Origin of the sequence: Rhizobium sp. ZK1, assembly GCF_047782645.1 — a bacterium.
GTDB lineage: Bacteria > Pseudomonadota > Alphaproteobacteria > Rhizobiales > Rhizobiaceae > Rhizobium.
This window is the reverse complement of record NZ_CP180586.1, coordinates 3090298-3107867: the sequence shown is the minus strand read 5'-3', so window position 1 is coordinate 3107867 and position 17570 is coordinate 3090298. Positions and strand designations below refer to the sequence as shown.

19 protein-coding genes are annotated in these 17570 nt (G+C 59.0%); 10 read left to right on the top strand and 9 right to left on the bottom strand.

The window, feature by feature from the left end; translation table 11 throughout:
* Positions 1-169 precede the first annotated feature (169 nt).
* Together ACK9YZ_RS16000 and ACK9YZ_RS15995 are read left to right on the top strand one after the other, a co-directional pair.
* The gene (locus ACK9YZ_RS16000; RefSeq protein ID WP_007815162.1) at positions 170-1468 is read left to right on the top strand and encodes an adenylosuccinate synthase; all 1299 of its coding nucleotides are present in this window, start codon (positions 170-172) and stop codon (positions 1466-1468) included.
* Between the two features lie 60 nt (positions 1469-1528).
* Positions 1529-3922: a hypothetical protein gene (locus ACK9YZ_RS15995; protein ID WP_416064470.1), complete on the top strand. Its 2394-nt coding sequence runs from the start codon at positions 1529-1531 to the stop codon at positions 3920-3922.
* 89 nt (positions 3923-4011) lie between these two features.
* Here ACK9YZ_RS15995 and rpoH read toward each other — a convergent pair whose 3' ends face one another.
* Positions 4012-4920 carry an RNA polymerase sigma factor RpoH gene (gene rpoH, locus ACK9YZ_RS15990; RefSeq protein ID WP_183732320.1) on the bottom strand — a complete coding sequence of 303 codons (909 nt, stop codon included), beginning with the start codon at positions 4918-4920 and terminating at the stop codon, positions 4012-4014.
* A gap of 268 nt (positions 4921-5188) precedes the next feature.
* Between rpoH and ACK9YZ_RS15985 the strand changes: the two genes are divergently transcribed.
* Positions 5189-5350, top strand: a complete 162-nt coding sequence (locus tag ACK9YZ_RS15985) for an entericidin (protein ID WP_216755614.1) — start codon at positions 5189-5191, stop codon at positions 5348-5350.
* Between the two features lie 13 nt (positions 5351-5363).
* Here the strand turns inward: ACK9YZ_RS15985 and ACK9YZ_RS15980 are convergent, their stop codons facing one another.
* Entirely contained in the window at positions 5364-6389 is a 1026-nt protein-coding gene (locus ACK9YZ_RS15980) for an RluA family pseudouridine synthase (protein ID WP_416064469.1), read from the bottom strand.
* 42 nt (positions 6390-6431) lie between these two features.
* Between ACK9YZ_RS15980 and ACK9YZ_RS15975 the strand changes: the two genes are divergently transcribed.
* Together ACK9YZ_RS15975 and ACK9YZ_RS15970 are read left to right on the top strand one after the other, a co-directional pair.
* A complete protein-coding gene (locus ACK9YZ_RS15975; protein ID WP_216755612.1) occupies positions 6432-6824 on the top strand; it encodes a hypothetical protein in 393 nt (130 codons plus the stop codon).
* A 7-nt stretch (positions 6825-6831) separates the two neighbouring features.
* A complete protein-coding gene (locus tag ACK9YZ_RS15970) occupies positions 6832-7656 on the top strand; it encodes a TrmH family RNA methyltransferase (protein ID WP_416064468.1) in 825 nt (274 codons plus the stop codon).
* Positions 7657-7661: 5 nt separating this feature from the next.
* Here the strand turns inward: ACK9YZ_RS15970 and ACK9YZ_RS15965 are convergent, their stop codons facing one another.
* Together ACK9YZ_RS15965 and ACK9YZ_RS15960 are read right to left on the bottom strand one after the other, a co-directional pair.
* Positions 7662-8822 (bottom strand): hypothetical protein, encoded by a 1161-nt coding sequence (locus tag ACK9YZ_RS15965; RefSeq protein WP_416064467.1) that lies wholly within the window; start codon positions 8820-8822, stop codon positions 7662-7664.
* A gap of 129 nt (positions 8823-8951) precedes the next feature.
* Positions 8952-9542 (bottom strand): DUF1134 domain-containing protein, encoded by a 591-nt coding sequence (locus ACK9YZ_RS15960; protein WP_216755609.1) that lies wholly within the window; start codon positions 9540-9542, stop codon positions 8952-8954.
* Positions 9543-9722: 180 nt separating this feature from the next.
* Between ACK9YZ_RS15960 and chpT the strand changes: the two genes are divergently transcribed.
* Positions 9723-10370 carry a histidine phosphotransferase ChpT gene (chpT, locus tag ACK9YZ_RS15955; RefSeq protein ID WP_183732302.1) on the top strand — a complete coding sequence of 216 codons (648 nt, stop codon included), beginning with the start codon at positions 9723-9725 and terminating at the stop codon, positions 10368-10370.
* A 113-nt stretch (positions 10371-10483) separates the two neighbouring features.
* Positions 10484-10846, top strand: coding sequence for a response regulator (locus ACK9YZ_RS15950; RefSeq protein WP_216755607.1), 363 nt, complete (start codon positions 10484-10486; stop codon positions 10844-10846).
* Between the two features lie 126 nt (positions 10847-10972).
* On the opposite strand, the gene ctrA is transcribed toward ACK9YZ_RS15950, so the two are convergent.
* Positions 10973-11674: a response regulator transcription factor CtrA gene (ctrA, locus tag ACK9YZ_RS15945; RefSeq protein WP_112562832.1), complete on the bottom strand. Its 702-nt coding sequence runs from the start codon at positions 11672-11674 to the stop codon at positions 10973-10975.
* A 436-nt stretch (positions 11675-12110) separates the two neighbouring features.
* Between ctrA and ACK9YZ_RS15940 the strand changes: the two genes are divergently transcribed.
* Complete coding sequence (locus ACK9YZ_RS15940) at positions 12111-12461, top strand: flagellar export protein FliJ (RefSeq protein WP_132653380.1); 351 nt, start codon at positions 12111-12113, stop codon at positions 12459-12461.
* Between the two features lie 116 nt (positions 12462-12577).
* On the opposite strand, the gene ACK9YZ_RS15935 is transcribed toward ACK9YZ_RS15940, so the two are convergent.
* Complete coding sequence (locus ACK9YZ_RS15935; RefSeq protein ID WP_216755606.1) at positions 12578-12856, bottom strand: GNAT family N-acetyltransferase; 279 nt, start codon at positions 12854-12856, stop codon at positions 12578-12580.
* A 52-nt stretch (positions 12857-12908) separates the two neighbouring features.
* Between ACK9YZ_RS15935 and ACK9YZ_RS15930 the strand changes: the two genes are divergently transcribed.
* Positions 12909-13424 (top strand): paraquat-inducible protein A, encoded by a 516-nt coding sequence (locus tag ACK9YZ_RS15930; RefSeq protein WP_416064466.1) that lies wholly within the window; start codon positions 12909-12911, stop codon positions 13422-13424.
* Between the two features lie 20 nt (positions 13425-13444).
* Here ACK9YZ_RS15930 and ACK9YZ_RS15925 read toward each other — a convergent pair whose 3' ends face one another.
* On the bottom strand, positions 13445-13720 hold the full coding sequence (locus ACK9YZ_RS15925) for a DUF1153 domain-containing protein (protein ID WP_007533628.1): 276 nt from the start codon (positions 13718-13720) through the stop codon (positions 13445-13447).
* 399 nt (positions 13721-14119) lie between these two features.
* Here ACK9YZ_RS15925 and ACK9YZ_RS15920 point away from each other — a divergent pair, with 399 nt between their 5' ends.
* Positions 14120-14866: a helix-turn-helix transcriptional regulator gene (locus ACK9YZ_RS15920; protein WP_216755604.1), complete on the top strand. Its 747-nt coding sequence runs from the start codon at positions 14120-14122 to the stop codon at positions 14864-14866.
* A 25-nt stretch (positions 14867-14891) separates the two neighbouring features.
* Here the strand turns inward: ACK9YZ_RS15920 and ACK9YZ_RS15915 are convergent, their stop codons facing one another.
* Together ACK9YZ_RS15915 and cysQ are read right to left on the bottom strand one after the other, a co-directional pair.
* The gene (locus ACK9YZ_RS15915) at positions 14892-15608 is read right to left on the bottom strand and encodes a sugar transferase (RefSeq protein ID WP_416064465.1); all 717 of its coding nucleotides are present in this window, start codon (positions 15606-15608) and stop codon (positions 14892-14894) included.
* A gap of 689 nt (positions 15609-16297) precedes the next feature.
* The gene (gene cysQ / locus ACK9YZ_RS15910) at positions 16298-17095 is read right to left on the bottom strand and encodes a 3'(2'),5'-bisphosphate nucleotidase CysQ (protein ID WP_416064464.1); all 798 of its coding nucleotides are present in this window, start codon (positions 17093-17095) and stop codon (positions 16298-16300) included.
* Between the last annotated feature and the right edge of the window lie 475 nt (positions 17096-17570).

Sequence of the window (17570 nt, the reverse complement as noted above, 5' to 3'; positions counted from 1 at the left end):
GGCGTCTCTGGCAGGCTTTCATGACCGGGCTTAGCCTGCCGGCGGCTGATTTGTCACGTAAAAAGCCGAATCTGCGGTGATAACAGGGTCGCTTTCCCAAAAACAAAGCTTTATAGATGCGCGGGTTTGAGCAGGTGTGCGGTTCTCCGCCGGTAACAGGAAGAGTTTGATGACGAACGTGGTCGTGGTCGGTTCGCAGTGGGGTGACGAAGGCAAGGGCAAGATTGTCGATTGGCTTTCGGAACGTGCTGACATCGTTGTACGCTATCAGGGCGGACACAATGCCGGACATACGCTCGTCATCGACGGCACGAGCTACAAGCTCTCGCTCCTGCCCTCCGGCGTCGTGCGCCCCGGCAAGATGGCCGTCATCGGCAACGGCGTCGTCGTCGATCCGCATGCGCTGATCGCCGAGATCGGCCGGCTGGAAGCGCAGGGCGTGAAGGTCACGCCGGAAAATCTGCGCATCGCCGACAACGCGACCCTCATTCTTTCCCTGCACCGCGAGCTCGATGCCTACCGCGAAGATGCAGCATCCAACAGCGGGACAAAGATCGGCACGACGCGGCGCGGCATCGGCCCGGCCTATGAAGACAAGGTCGGCCGCCGCGCCATCCGCGTGATGGATCTTGCCGATCTCGAAGCTCTGCCGGGCAAGGTCGATCGCATCCTGACCCACCATAACGCACTTCGCCGTGGTCTGGGCGTTGCCGAAGTCAGCCACCAGACGATCATGGACGAACTGACGTCGATCGCCGACCGCGTTCTGCCCTTCCGCGATACGGTCTGGCTGTTCCTTGACAAGCAGCGCCGCAAAGGCGCCCGTATCCTTTTCGAAGGTGCGCAGGGCAGCCTGCTCGATATCGATCACGGCACCTATCCCTTCGTGACCTCATCCAACACTGTGGCCGGTCAGGCCGCTGCCGGTTCGGGCATGGGTCCGGGTTCGCTCGGCTATATCCTCGGCATCACCAAGGCCTATACGACGCGCGTCGGCGAAGGTCCGTTCCCGACCGAGCTGACGGACGAGATCGGTCAGTTCCTCGGCGAGAAGGGCCATGAATTCGGCACGGTGACGGGCCGCAAGCGCCGTTGCGGCTGGTTCGACGCCGCACTCGTTCGCCAGTCGGTCGCCACCAACGGCATCAGCGGGATTGCATTGACAAAGCTCGACGTGCTCGATGGCCTTGATGAATTGAAGATCTGCGTCGGCTACATGCTCGATGGCGAACAGATCGACCATCTTCCGGCAAGCCAGGCGGCGCAAGCTCGAGTGGAGCCGATCTACGTCACGCTGGAAGGCTGGAAGGAATCGACGGTCGGCGCCCGCAGCTGGGCGGATCTGCCGGCGCAGGCGATCAAATATGTTCGCCAGGTCGAAGAGCTGATCGGGGCGCCTGTCGCGCTTCTTTCCACAAGTCCTGAGCGTGACGACACCATACTTGTGACCGATCCGTTTGAGGATTAATGTCGCGGGTCACCTAGGGCGACCGTTCGGGAGTGTGCCGGACTTCTTGAGAAAGTACTGATGGCGGATTTTATTGCAGTTATTCGGCGGGCAGTCGACGGCCTGTCTGAAAATACGCCCGAGATGCGGGTGAAGGTCTACGAGCGTGCGCGCGGCGCTGTGCAGCGGCAGCTCGAGAACATGAAGCCGCGTCCGCCGGAAGCGATGCTGCAACGCCAGTTGGACAAGCTCGAGGCCGCAATCCGTGACGTCGAGGCCGAGCATGCAGAAGCTGCCGATGTCGAAGAGCCGGTCGCAGCCGCTCCGGAGCCCGAGATCTCCCAAGAGGAACCTTCTCTAGAACACGAGCCTGTCGCAGCGGCAGCGCCTGTTGCCGTAGCCTCTGCTGATGAAAGCCTTGAGCAGCAGGAAGCAGAACATCCCGCCCCCGAGCAGCAGCCCGCCGAACCGGAAGAGGTCGTTCATGCGGCCACTTCCGCCGAAGAGGTAGTGCCCGAGCATGCCGAGTGGCATCCGCCTCATGAGGAAGAGGCTCCAGCAGAGGAATGGCGTGCGCCGGAGCAGGCAGAGATTCATGCCGAACCCGTGCGTCTTCATGAGCCTGTAGAAGAGCATCATCCAGAAGAGCACTATCCGGAAGAGCCGCTGCCCGAAGAGGTCGCTGCCGAGCCGGTGGCCGAAACCGTTCACGAAGTGGAAGAAGAGCTTCGGCACGAAGAGGTTCAGCAGCCGATTCCACGCGGCATGGAGCGTGCGTCGAACCGGCTCGTAGAGCCGATGGCTGATTTCGAGCCGCCGCCGCAAGTCGAGAAATTCGTCGAGCATACACGCGAGGAGCCGCTTGTTGCGGATGCGGCGGCTCATTTCGATCGCATGTGGTCCGAACCGGCTGCGGAAACGCCGGCCCCTGCGCCACAGGAAGCCGAGACCGAATGGGCGCGCGAAGAACTCCAGTCCTATGCAGAGGCTGCGCCTGCCGTTCCCGCCGATGCTTCGGCACGCGCTTTCGATGAGGTCATCTCTACGCTCGGAAACAGCGCTTCGCCGGCCGTCATGCCGGCAGCCAAGGAGAATTTCTCCTGGGAAGCGGCCGCTTTCGACGACCTGCCGCCGCTCGAGGCCGGCACGGGCAAGAAGACACCGGCTTCCGCTCATTTCGACGACGTCGATATCTTCGCCGAAGTACATGCCGGCAATGGTTCCGGCTCTGCGGCTCCAGCACCGGCCGCGCCAGGCGAAGGCTGGCGTGAGGCGCGTGCGCTGCGCGGTTACGACCGCCGCAACGCTGCTGTTGCCGATGACGACGACGGCAACCCGCCGATGGATCTGGACCAGATCGTCGCTTCCAAGATGCAGGGCAAGAGCTTCCGCATGGAGCCGAAGCGTCGCCGCTTCGGCATCGGGACCATTCTGGCGATCCTTGTTACGCTCGGCATTATCGGTGGTGGCGCCTATGCCGGCTGGATGAACCGCGAGGCGGTGAAGGAGATGGTGGACGGCCTCGTCAGCTCCGCACCGTCACAAGCCGTGCGCAACGAGACAGCCACGCCGGCGACAACACCGGTGTCGCCGAGCAGTACGCCGGCCACGACGCCGCCGGCAAATCAGGGTGCCGCGGTGCCTCCGGCGCGACCCAATCAGGAAGTTGCCTCGTTGGACGGCTCGGCCGCCAATACCAAGTTCACCCAGCGGCTGCTCGCCGATGGCACGGAAGTCGATAGCGGCGCGGCAGCAATGCCGGGTACGCCGACGGCGGAAGGCAAGTCGGTTGCCGAACAGAACGTCGCTGCAGCCGATACCAGCACGCCGAGCGTCCAGTCCGATGCTGCGCCTGCCGAAAATCTGACGCCGAATGGTCCGGTGGCCGCACCGGCGCAGAATACGCCAGTCGGCACCACGGAAAAGATGTTCCTCTACGAGGAGCGGATCGGCGAAAGCTCGCCGACGGCGATCGAAGGTTCGGTTGTCTGGACCATACAGCATGAAGCCGGGCAAGACGGCCGGCAGGAAGCCACCGTGCAGGGCAACGTCACCGTGCCGGAGCGTAACCTTTCTGCTCTCCTGACCTTCAAGCGCAATTCCGACCCGTCGCTGCCGGCAAGCCATCTCGTCGAGATCGTCTTCTCCGTTCCGCCGAATTTCGAGGGCGGCAGCATCGACAGCGTCCAGCGCATCTCGATGAAGCGCACGGAGCAGGATCGCGGCGATCCGCTGATTGCCGTGCCCGCCAAGATTACCGACGATTTCCACATGATCGCGCTCAACGACTATCCGGATGCGCGCAAGGCCAATCTGGATCTGCTTGGCACCCGCGACTGGATCGACATTCCAATCACCTACCGCAACGGTCGTCGTGCGCTGCTGACCATGCAGAAGGGCGCCACCGGCGGGAATGCGTTCACCACGGCGATTAAGGAATGGACTGCGCTCGGGGACCTTTCCACCAGCCAGTAAGGCCGGTTCTTCCGGAGCTTAAAAATCACGCAAAACAAAAGGCGGGCCACAAGGACCCGCCTTTTTGATTTCATACAGACACAATCGGCTTACGCGGTGGCTTCGACCACACGCACAGCCTTTGCGCGCTCCAGCGCTTCCTTACGGACCGCATCCTGCACCTTTTCGAAGGCGCGTACTTCGATCTGGCGGACACGCTCGCGGCTGATGTCGAACTCGGCCGAAAGGTCTTCCAGCGTTACCGGATCTTCGGCGAGGCGACGGGCCTCGAAGATGCGGCGTTCGCGGTCGTTCAGGACGCTCATGGCCTTGGCCAGCATGCGGCGACGGGTATCGAGCTCATCCTGCTCGATCAGCACGTCTTCCTGGCTGTCATGGTCGTCCACGAGCCAATCCTGCCACTGGCCGCTGTCGCCCTCGGAGGCCTTGATCGGCGCGTTCAACGAGGCGTCGCCGGAAAGGCGGCGGTTCATCGAAACGACCTCTTCCTCAGAGACGTTCAGCTTGGTGGCGATCTCGGTCACGTGTTCCGGCTTCAAGTCGCCGTCGTCGATGGCCTGGATACGGCCTTTCAGGCGGCGCAGGTTGAAGAACAGGCGCTTCTGGTTGGCGGTCGTACCCATCTTCACTAGAGACCATGAGCGCAGGATATATTCCTGGATCGAGGCCTTGATCCACCACATGGCGTAGGTGGCAAGGCGGAAACCGCGTTCCGGATCGAACTTCTTGACGGCCTGCATGAGGCCGACGTTACCTTCCGACACGACTTCGCCGATCGGCAGGCCGTAGCCGCGATAGCCCATGGCGATCTTCGCGACGAGACGCAGGTGGCTGGTGACGAGCCTGTGGGCGGCGTCACGATCGCCGTGCTCGGAGTAACGCTTGGCGAGCATGTACTCTTCCTGCGGTTCCAGCATCGGGAATTTGCGGATTTCGTCGAGGTAACGATTGAGACCGGCTTCGCCGGCGGTAATGGACGGCAAGTTATTTCGGGCCATGATGCACCCTCCTTATATGGATTCCGGTTCCCGATGGAACGCGCCCTCGCGTTAAAGGCAAACCGGGACATGCGGCTCTCTCCAAGCCCGCAATAAGTCTATTTACAAATAAGTATGGCGAAACAGGGATTCAAGGTCGCCTCGGCGTTCACGAGGGCGTTATCCGGTCTTTGCCAGAGCCAACCACAGGCATTGATTTTACCGACAGCTGCCGCATTTTTCCAGTGGCGGTGGCACTCTTGCCCAGCCGCTTTTATGAGGGAAACTGATGATCAGACCAGCTCTTGCCGTCATCCTGCTGCTTTCGCTTTCGGCCGCTCTTTCATCCTGTGGGAATACCGCAAGGGGATTGGCGCAGGACGGGCGTGACACCAGCCACGCTCTCGACAATGCCACGCATCGGGTCCTGGGTGCCGGCTCCAAGAAGTAGCAGCGGCCGTTTCTCATCCGCGCAGGGCGTCAGCGAGCTCCACCATGTCATCCGGCAGGGGCACTTCGAAATGCATCACCTCGCCGGTGCGCGGATGCTCGAATTGCAGCATATAGGCATGCAGCGCCTGGCGGTCGAAAGCCTTGACGACTTTGCGAGCCTCGTCGGGCAGAAGATTGGCCTTGGTCTTGAAGCCGGCGCCGTAGACGCCGTCGCCCAGCAGCGGATGGCCGATATGAGCCATGTGGACGCGGATCTGGTGTGTGCGGCCGGTTTCCAGGTGGCATTCGACGAGGGAGGCAAGCGCGCTCGCATCCGGGCTTTCATGGAAGCGCTCAAGCACTTCGTAATGGGTGATCGCCTCGTCGGCGTTCTCGTTTTCGGGGCGCTTGACGGCGCGGCGGGTGCGGTCGCCGGTGGCGCGGCCGAGCGGCGCGTCGATTGTCCCAGAGAGCGAACGCGGACGGCCCCAGACGATCGCCTGATAGGCGCGTTCCAGCGGCATGGTGCGGCCGTGATCGGCGAACTGCAGCGAGAGATGGCGATGCGCCATATCGTTCTTGGCGACGACCATGACGCCGGTCGTATCCTTATCGAGGCGATGAACGATGCCGGGACGGCGCACGCCGCCGATGCCGGAGAGAGTGTCACCGCAATGGTGGATCAGCGCGTTGACGAGCGTGCCCGTCCAGTTGCCGGGGCCAGGGTGAACCACCAGGCCAGCCGGCTTGGAAATGACGATGACGTCTTCATCCTCGTAGAGGATATCGAGCGGAATGTCCTCGCCCTTCGGGGCCGGATCTTCGGGCTCGGGCAGGGTGATCTCGTAGCTGTCGCCGGCTCGCACCTTCCGTTGAGGATCGGTAATCGGCGCGCCCTTCAAAAAGACCTGTCCGTCCTTGATCAGTGCCTTGATGCGGCTGCGGGAAAATTCCTCGCCAACCTGCGCGGTCAGCCATGCGTCGAGACGGCCTTCGGCTGTCTCGTCGGCGGTCAGGACTTTTCTATTGTCATCTGCTTGTTTAAAGGGGTCGCTCAAGACGCTTCTTCTCCGACGTATTTTTAGAACGGGACGCCATAGATGACGAAATTCGAGCCAGCCGACGACGAGCAGGAAGAAAAGCCCCTCGACCCGGCTATGGAAAGTGTCCGGCGCAAGATGGTTCGCCTGCAGATCGTCTCAGGCGCCATCATGTTCGTGAGCCTTATGGCGGTCTTCGGCGCCGTTGTCTACAAGGTGACGCGCGCTGAACCCTCCCAGACCACAGCATCTGCAGGCTCTTCCGGTGTTCCCTCAGACGCGCCGGTGAGTTCGACGGCCTCACTGCCGCTTGGCTTCAAGGTCGAGCAAACGTCGCTTTCAGGCGGGCAGATCCTGTTCTATGGCACAGATGTCAACGGCAAGCGCAAGGCGCTGGTCTTCGATATCAGGGCGAGCCGCATCGTGGCTGACATCACGCTATCGGGCAATTGAGGCCTGCATGGCCGGAACGCCCCTCACGATCGAAAGCGCCGACGATCCGCGTATTGTGGAATTTCGTGATATTCGTGAGCGCGACCTGACGGGCCGGCAGAACCGCTTTATCGCCGAGGGTACCGTCGTGTTGCGCATGCTCGCCGCGGCGCATGCCTCAGGCAGGGAATTTTCGGCGGAGAAGATCTTGCTGCTCCGCAACCGGCTCGACGGCGTGGCGGAGATTCTCGACCGCTTTCCCGACGACGTGCCCGTCTATGTGGCGGACGCCGATGTTCTTGACGGCATTGTCGGCTTCAACGTGCATCGCGGTGTGTTAGCGCTCGGTCGCCGCGAACAGTCGGCGCAAACCGTGTTTCTCGATACGCTGCCGGAGCAGGCGCTTGTGCTCGTCGGCTGCGGCATTTCCAATCACGACAATGCCGGGTCGATGTTTCGCAACGGCGCTGCCTTCAAGGCGGATGCGATCCTCTTCGACGAGACCTGCTGTGATCCGCTCTATCGCAAGGCGCTGCGTGTTTCCGTCGGTTCGGTCTTGAGCATGCCCTATCATCGCGGCGGCAATGCGCTCGCTCTTCTCTCTGGTCTTGCCGAGCGCGGCTTTGCGATCTGGACGCTTTCCCCACGTGGCGAGACGGATATCCGGCGGATACCGGCTTCTGATCGCATGGCGCTCGTCGTCGGTACCGAGGGCGAGGGGCTGCCGGAGGCGGTGCTTTCCCGTTTCCGCAGCGCACGCATTCCGCAGTCCGAAGGGCTGGACAGCCTCAACGTGGCGACGGCGACGGGCATTGCGCTCTTTGCCATATCTTCGGCGATGGCGCGTATCTGACGGGTTCAGCGCTGCGGATCGGCGATAACAGCAGCTGCGCGGTCCGCGAGGTTCACACGATCGTTTGCTCCCTTCTTCTCCCTGCCATCAGGCAGAAGGGGCAGGATCGGAGAGGACGGGCCTTCCTTTAGCGCCGTGAGCGCTACTACGTTGGCGGCGATCGAGGTGATTTCCTCGCGAAGAGCGCCATCACGGCCGGTATTGTTTCTTGCCTTCTGCAGATGGTCGGCAAGTGCTGCGCTGCGCCGGCGCACATTGTCGCTCATCTGCGCTGTCACAGCAGAGAGATCGAGTTCAGAGGTTTCTGTTTCACTGGTCGCTTCGGCGGGCAGATCGGCAACAGCCTTGGAGAGGCCCGCATCACGCAGCACCTTGGCTACCTTGCGGAGTTCGGCATTGGCAGCCTTCAACTGATCCTTCAGCTTGGCGATTTCCTGTTGCCGGCGGCCGAGCAGGGCCTCCTTGTCCGCGGCAGAGGCAGCCTCACGGGCAGCCTTGTCTTCCAGGCGAATGACCATGTGCTGCTGCTGGCTGAGCTTCTGTTCGGCGTCCTTGGCGCGCTTCTGCAGTACGGTCATGTCCTGGCGCATCGTATCGCGTTCGTCGCGCAGGGCATTGGCGCGGAACTTCAGGCTCTCGGCCTCAGTATCGCGCGCAGCAAGATCGATCTTCAGATTGTCGGTCTGCTCCGCGAGCCTGGAAAGCCGGGCACGCAGCGTTTCCAGCTCGGTATCTTTGTTGGAGCCCGCCTGTTCGGCAATATGCAGGCTCGTCTTCAACTGGCTTATATAGTTCTCGTCCTTGCGCAGGTGTGAGCGCTGCTCTGCAGCCTCAACTTGCATTTCGCCGATCTGCGCGCGCGCCTCATTGACTTCCGAGGCAAGCCTGCCGGCATCGACGGCGAGGGAATCATGGCGAAGCTGCAGGGAAAGCGACTTCTCGCGTTCGCGATGAAGGTCCTGCGCGGTACGGGCGTTTTCGGCGGCGTAGAGGGCGCGTACCATATCCTTCTGCGCCCGCACTTCCTGCGGGCTCAACGGCATCGTAGCCTTGAGGCGGTTTTCAGTATACCAGACGATGCGGCGGTGAACGGCAGGCGAGATCAGAAAGACGAGAAAGGCCGCGGTCAGGAAGCCCAATCCGAACAAGAGAGCATATTCGATCACGGCGCGGCCATCGATTCGAAGGTTGATACGGGTCAGTCCGGTTGATTAAGCACGCAGTGGGCGCATCGACAAGGCTGCGGGCACCGGCAAGACCATATTCCCAAGGATATTAGCGCCGATTTCAGCTTTTCAGAAGGGGTTCCAGGTCGGGTTCGGCGTGATTTTCAGATAGCCGACATTGATGCCGAGGCGGGCGCCGACGCCCGTGCGGATCGGCACGACCAGAACATTGTTGTTCTTGAGAAGCGTCATGCCGAAGCCGGCGATGACATAGGCGGAGCCGCTGACGCCGCCAAAGCGCGCATAGATGGAGTCGATGGAGGGCAGGTCATAGACCAGCATCATGACGCGGGAGCCCTGGCCGCCGTAGTCGAGACCCAGAGACGGACCCTGCCAGTAAAGCGGGTGCTCGCCGGCATTCTTCGTATTGAGCTGGCCTTCGCCGTAAGTGAGGCCGGCGATGAAGGCGCCGCCGCCTTCCTGGCCGAGAATATAGCCGTTCGGCAGGCCGTATTTCTGAAAGGCGCTTTCAACGACCTTGGCAAGGCCGCCGCTGGTCTCGCCGAAGAAGGAGTGACCGGCATCGACGATTTCCTGCACCGTGTACTGGCCGTTGTTCTGCTGCGCTGCGGCTTGTCCCGTAATCATCACCGACGATACCATGATAGCGGTCAGCAACTTGCAGAAGCCGATAAATCTTCCGAGAAATTGGAGGCGCATGATGTCATCCATTCGTCATTGTCGGGCCATTGGCATTTGATGCATTTTGCGCCGATCGTCTTAACAATCGGTTTACCAAATATGGTGTCATTATGGCGACGAGTACGGTCGCAAACTTCGCGCAATTTTGATCAGGCACACTACCGGGCGGAATGACACTGCCGCCCTCAGGAGACGATGATGTCCAAGAACCCGAATCTCACTCTGTCCGGCCCGGACCTGGCTGCGCTTCTGTGCAGTCGTGTGTGCCATGACGTGATCTCGCCGGTCGGCGCGATCAATAACGGTCTGGAGCTTCTTGACGAAGGCGGAGCGGATTCGGACGCGATGGATCTCATCCGCACCAGTGCGCTCAATGCTTCGGTCCGTCTCAAATTCGCTCGCCTTGCCTTCGGTGCATCCGGTTCCGTCGGCGCCTCGATCGATACCGGCGAGGCCGAACGTGCAGCCAAGGATTTTGCCGTGGCCGAGAAGAAGACCGAAGTGAGCTGGAGCGGCCCGCGCGCGATCGTCGCCAAGAACAGGGTCAAGCTGCTCCTCAATCTCTTCCTCGTCGCCTATTCGTCCATTCCGCGCGGCGGCAATCTGGATATTACGCTGGAAAACCCGGAATTCGATGCCAGCTTCAGGCTCGTCGCCAGGGGCAAACTAATGCGCATGCCGCCGAAATTCGTCGAAATCGCCACCGGTACCGTCGAGGAGGCGATCGATGCGCATTCGATCCAGCCTTATTACACTGTGTTATTGGCCGAAGAATGCGGCATGATTCTGGATTATTCGGCCAGCGCCGAAGAGATCGTCTTCACAGCCAAGGTCGCCGCAGCCTAGTTCATCGATCGCTGGCCGACGCGGGTGCGGTAACGATTCCTTAGCCTGATGAACCTATCCTCAAAGGTTAGGAAGGCCCTCGACGGAGACAGCGCGAGGGATAAGGAGCCGCCATGCAGAGATTCATGATCACCGACAGTTCGGACATTGTTCGCAAGGTCGGCAAGCGAATCCTTTCCGAACTCGATTTTCTGGTCAGCGAAGCTTCGAGTGCCGAAGAGGCGCTGCAGCACTGCCAGGCCGAACTTCCCGAATATCTGATCGTCGATTCAGGTATGGAAGGCGCGCTCGATCTCATCGCCAGCATCCGTACCATGGACGGCGGCAAAGAGGTGAAGATTTACTATTGTGTCATCGAGGCCGACCTGAAGAAGCTGATGGCCGGCAAGCGGGCAGGGGCCACCGACTTCCTGCTCAAGCCTTTCGACCGCAAGATCCTCACCGCCGTGTTCGGAAATCGCGCAATCGCCGCCTGAGCAGGTCGCGCAAATCGTTAACGGGAGCCGTCCTTCGGGGCGGCTTTTTCATGTCGGGATAGCAGCGCCAAAACAAAAATCCCGCCACAAGGGCGGGATTTTTAAGGATAAGGGGGATTCGGCGGATCAGGCGGTTTCGGCGTATTCTGCACCATCGGGCTCGCGCAGCACGTAGCCGCGGCCCCAGACGGTTTCGATATAGTTGGCGCCGCCGGCAGCATTTGCGAGCTTCTTGCGCAGCTTGCAGATGAAGACGTCGATGATCTTCAGTTCCGGTTCGTCCATGCCGCCGTAAAGGTGGTTCAGGAACATTTCCTTGGTGAGCGTGGTTCCCTTGCGGAGCGAAAGAAGCTCCAGCATCTGGTATTCCTTGCCCGTCAGGTGAACGCGCTGGCCGCCGACTTCGACGGTCTTGGCGTCGAGGTTGACGATAAGCTCGCCCGTGACGATGACCGACTGGGCATGGCCCTTGGAACGGCGAACGATGGCGTGGATGCGGGCGACCAGCTCATCCTTATGGAAGGGCTTGGTCATATAGTCGTCGGCACCGAAGCCGAGACCGCGAACCTTGTCTTCGATACCGGCCATGCCCGAGAGGATCAGGATCGGTGTCTTGACCTTCGACAGGCGGAGAGTACGAAGCACTTCATATCCGGACATGTCGGGAAGATTTAGATCCAGAAGGATGATGTCGTAATCATACAGCTTGCCCAGATCCACGCCTTCTTCGCCGAGATCTGTCGTATAAACATTAAAACTCTCAGATTTGAGCATCAATTCGATACTCTGCGCCGTAGCGCTATCGTCCTCAATGAGAAGTACCCGCATAATTATCCCCTTTACCGCCGCCGAAAGGTGGCATGGCCCCCTACGCGATACCGAATAAGCTACGTGATTTGGAAGCTGCCACGAAATGGTTAACAAATTCTAATTCACTCTGGCAAGGTGTATCGAATTTATTAAATAATTTTTCCATTTCACTGTTTTCCAATAGGAATCTCAAAACACATTTCTCAACTATGACATTAAGAAGCCGCGCTAAGTGATTCATCTGACTCGCCAATGAAAAGGTTCGGCATTCCTGTCCTGGTGTTTACCGACCCTTAAATCATCGGGCCTATCATTAACGATGCCCGTAAACGAAAGGTTACCAGCGGTAGGTTTTTGTTAATATCGCAGGAATTTTTTCGGCAAACCGTGTCAAAGCGGCGCGTAAGGGCGGTTTCAAGTTGAGCCGGGGTCTCGCATCACGGGAGTAATGCGTATGAAGTCGCGAGAGAGCCTCGTTCGTCTGAAAGAGTTTCAGGTGAACGAAAAACGTCGTCAGCTGCAGCAGTTGCAGATGATGATGTCCGAATTTGAACGGATGACGAAGGATCTGGAGAGCCAGATCGTCGTCGAGGAAAAGAAGTCCGGTATTTCCGACCCGAATCACTTCGCATATCCGACCTTTGCAAAGGCCGCACGTCAGCGCGCCGACAATCTTCAGGTTTCGATCAAGGAACTGAAGGTTCAGGAGGAGGCGCTGGAACTGGTGCTGGAGGAAATGCAGGCGGAATATGCCAGGGCAACCGCACTCGAAGAGCGCGACGGCGCAGTTCGCGCCCGGGCCTGACGAATATTGCAGGCGCCGATCCCGGCGCCTTGGGAGATAACCACAGAAGCCATGCATGACGGGCGCGGTGTCCGTCATGCATGGCTTTTGGTGTTTCCGTCGGATAACGGGCGCGATCAGTTCACCACATCGTTCCATTCGGGGTGGCGCTGCGCCTGTGATTTAAAGAAAGGGCAGAGCGGGATAATCTTCCAACCGCCATTTCGGGCGGCCTCAACCGCATGAAGGGCGAGCGCCTGGCCGATGCCCTTACCACGCAAAGCGTCCGGCACACCGGTATGATCGATGATGATCAGTTTCGGCGATGTGCGGGAATAGGTCATTTCCGCTTCATGGCCTTCCAGCGCTGCAACATAGCGGCCGCCTGACGTATTTTCCTCAATCCTGATATCCATGTCTGTCTCCTGACGAATTATGTGATCGGGAACGTGACATGGCGGCATCGGCATGCCAAGCCGTGGCGGCAGGAGACAGTGTGTTCAAAGAGGAGGCGGGAAATTGAACAGGCTTTCGGCAGTCCGGCCCATATTGCTGGTGGCAGCACCGTTTCTTCTGGCGCTTGGCCTTGTCCTGCCGCTTGTCCGCTTCGAGAAGCTCTGGTTCTTCGACGAGACGCCGTCGCTCCTGGAAATCGTGGCTTCGCTCTGGAGTGGCGACGACGTGGCGCTTGCGGCACTCGTTGCGCTCGTCTCGATTGTGCTGCCGCTTCTGAAGATGATCGGGGTCGCGGCGGAATCCATGGCTGCCGGCAGTACCGGCAGCCTGTTTTATCGCAACGTCGTGCCGCATCTGTCCAAGTGGTCCATGATGGACGTGCTGCTCGTCGCGATCGTGATTGCGGCGGCGAAGACGACCGGACTTGCGAATGCGTTTACGCAGCCCGGCCTCTGGTGTTACGCAGCCTCGGCAATGATTTCGGGCCTTCCTCACTCCCTCGAGGGAAATGCGTCCGGCCCGAAATAATCAAATCGAATGGAACGTGATCAGTGGCGGTACTGCTGGATGCGCGTAGTGCGCAGGCCGGCGAGACCATGGCTGTTGATGGAGGACTGCCAGGACAGGAATTCTTCGACAGTGAGCGTGTAACGCTCGCAGGCTTCTTCCAAGCTCAACAAGCCACCGCGAACGGCCGCGACAACCTCTGCCTTCCGGCGGATGACCCAGCGCCGCGTATTTGGCGGCGGGAGATCCGCAATCGTCAGGGGGCTGCCATCGGGGCCGATGACATATTTTACTCGGGGACGTATCATTTCGGTCATTGGACTCTCTACACAACGCAAGACCACGGACGCCACTCTAACTTGCCACATTTAAAAATTGCCTAAACCCATCGTAAGACTTTGATAACAACTTTAGACGCCAGTTGCCGGTGATTTGCGGATCTCCTGCCGTTACGTCAATTTGAGGCGGCTGCATGGGAGCCATGCGGAATAAATGTTACATATTTTTCCCAGATAATTTTATAAGCGCTGCAACATAAGTATGAGCGCAAAGACTTCGTCTCCGTTCTTCTCGCAGTATCAATAAAGATTGCCATTTGAATGCTTCGTATCCTTCGGATGCGGGGCAAACGCTGTCTTTCCTGATCGTCCGGCGCGTCCAATCCGCGGCCGGTTGCGAGGCCGAGCCGAAGCCAGGCCCGTGAAGGAACAAAGAGAATGAAGAGACGTGAACGCGCAGTCCGTGACTGCGCCGATGATACCGCATTTTCGCCTTTCGGAGCCGGTTCTACGGGCATTTCCGCCGTCGACGGTGCAGACCGCCTGGACGAGCTGACGAAGGCTGCCGGGTTCGAATTCCACCTGTTTTCCGTATTCCCGCGTGGGGATCGAACGGCCTTTCTCGAAAACAAGCTGATCAGCAACTGGCCGCAGAGCCTCGTCAACTTTTACGAGGAGGCGGACCTTTTCTATTGCAGCAAGCTGGTTGCTGTCATGAAGCGCACCATTATGCCCGTCTTCTGCGATGAGGGGCCTTTTGGCGGCAATGCAGCGAATCAGGAAAACCGTCGTCTGAACACGATGTTTCAGATGCACGGGCTGAAGCATACCTTCGCTTTCGCGCTGCACGACGCTGACCTGAAACAATACATCTTCGCTTTTTCGGGTACGCGTGCGATGCCCTCTCGCGAAGAAGCAACGACGCTGCTTTATGGCTGCATGGAGCTTCTGGACACGCTTCCGAGCGACGAGAAGCCGGAAGACCGGCCATCGGAAAGCCTCACACGGAGGGAGATCGAATGCCTGCGCTGGTCGGCCGCGGGCAAGAGCAGCGACGAAATTGCAATCATTCTCGATCTCTCGTCGCATACAGTGGTGGGATATCTGAAGAGCGCCATGCGAAAGCTGGATTCGGTCAACCGCATGCAGGCTGTCGCCCGCGCATTCCGGTATCGGCTGCTCTGACGGCCGATACCCTCTCTTTTTCCAATCAGAAGCCTTTGCCGCCGTTCAGTTCGGAAATCAGCGTTCCGATGATGATGCGGATGTCCATCACCAGCGAGAAGTTCTCGACATAATGGAGATCGCTGGCGATGCGGGCGCGGGCCTTGGCCGGGCGGTCTGTCGGGCCACGCAGGCCGCGCATCTGCGCCAGACCGGTGATGCCGGGACGCATGGCGTGGCGGTGATGATATTGCGGAACCAGCTCTTCGTAGAGCATGCCGCCGGCACGCATGCCGATTGCATGGCAGCGCGGCCCGACAACCGACATGTCGCCCTTCAGTACGTTGAGAAGCTGCGGCAGTTCATCAATGTTCGAGCGACGCAGGAAAGCGCCGACGCGGGTGACGCGTGGATCGTTCTTCACGGTTTGGGCAACGCCCGTGACGTCGCACATGTCGGTACGCATCGAGCGGAACTTGTAGACCTTGATGGCGCGGCAATTCTTGCCCCAGCGGGTCTGCTTGAAAAGCACCGGACCGGGGCTGTCCATCTTGATCAGGGCGGCGACGACCAGAAGAAGCGGAGCAAGCACGATAAGTGCGCTGATCGAAGCAAAAATATCGAAGGCTCGTTTCAGCGCGAACTGCACGGAGGCAGGTGGCAGAACGATGCTGTCGAGTGCGGCAACTGGGAACCTCGCGTTGACCTGATGAACAGGCGTAACGCGAAAGCTCTCTTCAGAAATACTTTTGTTAAGGTCCATGACGCTCAAGGATCTACCCTTTGTATTTTGAAGCTCTCGGCGGTGTCATTCGATGGCTTGGTTAGCGCCAGATTAAGGCGCGACAATGTTAGGCGACGTTTAACCCTACTACATCCTAAATTTGCGACATTTGTTTAACCGAGTCCAGAGAAATTTCGCATCGCAGCAAACTTCGCAGTTGCGTTAAGTTAATGCAAAATCAGGAGTTTTATTTTTCAACCGGGGTTTTTATTAGGAATTATATGTGCTTGGCAGATTCGACACAGCAAACGACGGTTGCGTTGGTTGTGGCTTACACCGTGCCAAAACGGTTCATTCCCGGCAGGGCCGGGGCGATCCCGATTTCACCAGGATCGAATTTATCGTCTATTGTGCCAGAATGGGAGCAGAGAAACTGCTGGAGCCGATATTCCGAAACTATGGTTTAGCTACCATAATTGTGTCTTCCTGCCGCAGCAATGTTACCGAAGTCACACGACGTGCGCTTTGCTGATTGTGGCGACATTGTGTCGAGAGAGCATGCGACCGGAAAGGAAAAGGCGCTGGCTCCGAAACGAAAGTGAGGACCGGAGACGGAAATCATCGAGTGATTCTCCAGGCCGAGGGGCATCCGGGCGCCGATGTAAGATCGCCCTGCTGCAATATTAACGCGAAGAGGCCGAAAGAGGCCAACTTCGGCGACCGTCCCGTCATGCCCGCCCGAGCGCAGGCTTGGTGCCGCCCCAAGAGACGAAATGGGGATTTGCGAAGTCGAAATCGGCAGCTGCACCGGTTTTGCCGTAGATGAGCGGCTGGCCATCCATCGTGACAGTCGATCCACCGGCCGCCCGCAAGACCGCATCGCCGGCCGCGGTATCCCATTCCATGGTGCGGGTGAAGCGCGGGTAGACGTCGGCCTTGCCCTCCGCCAGCAGGCAGAATTTCAGGGAGGAGCCGATGTTGGTGCATTTGGAGATTGCATGCCTGGCGAGGAAGAGACCGGTCTCCGGGCTGTCATGCCGGAAACTCGCGAGCGCCATACTCTCTGCCGGCTGTTTGCGCACCTTGATCGGCATTCTCTTCGTTATCGCAAAGTTGTCGTCGATCAGCAGTTTCTCCGCGCTTCCGCGGTCGCCGGAAAAAGCGATGCCGAGCGCTGGGGCATAGACGATTCCGGCGACGGGAATGCCATCTTCCACATAGGCGATATTGACGGTGAATTCCTGACGCTTATCCAGGAATTCGCGGGTGCCGTCGAGCGGATCGACCAGAAAGAAGGACTTTCCGACGATATCAGGCACTCTGCCAGCGGCTACCGATTCTTCGGCGATAACGGGGATCCCAGGGAAACTGCGTTTCAGATGCGCCAGTATGGTGCGCTCGGCCTCCTGGTCAGCGATCGTCACCGGGCTTTCATCAGCTTTCATTTCCACTGGGCAGCCATCGCAGAAGACTTCCATGATGGCTTTGCCGGCTTCGAGTGCCGCCCGTTCAAATGTTTTCAGCATATTCCTGCCGTTCGTCTGCAAATTCGTCTTGAGACCACCGCGCTACATATAATGTATAGGAAGTGATGCCGCACCCTTTTGCCGGAATGCCGCAACATTAGCACAGGCTCGCGAGGTTTGCACAAACCGCGTCAGAAGCGGCTGCCCGCGAAATGTCATTTGCAATAGATGGCATCTTGGAGTTTGAAATTTCGTCAACTTCCTTACGTGTGGAACAGTTTGCGCAGAGGGCGAGCATCTTCGGTTTCGTTCGGTGCCCAAAGATTAATTGACGAAGCCTGATCTGGCTAAAAATTTGCCAAACGATGCCGCTTTTGTGTGGATTTTGGTTCGAATTGCGCCATCTACGCCTGTTTGCCCAAGATTCTGACGCAGTAAATCCTTTTTGTCTTCACATTTCCGACGAAACCGCTATGCAATGCGAGCTAGTGGCGCATGTGAAAGCATGAGCGATAAAACCAATAAGAGATGCAAC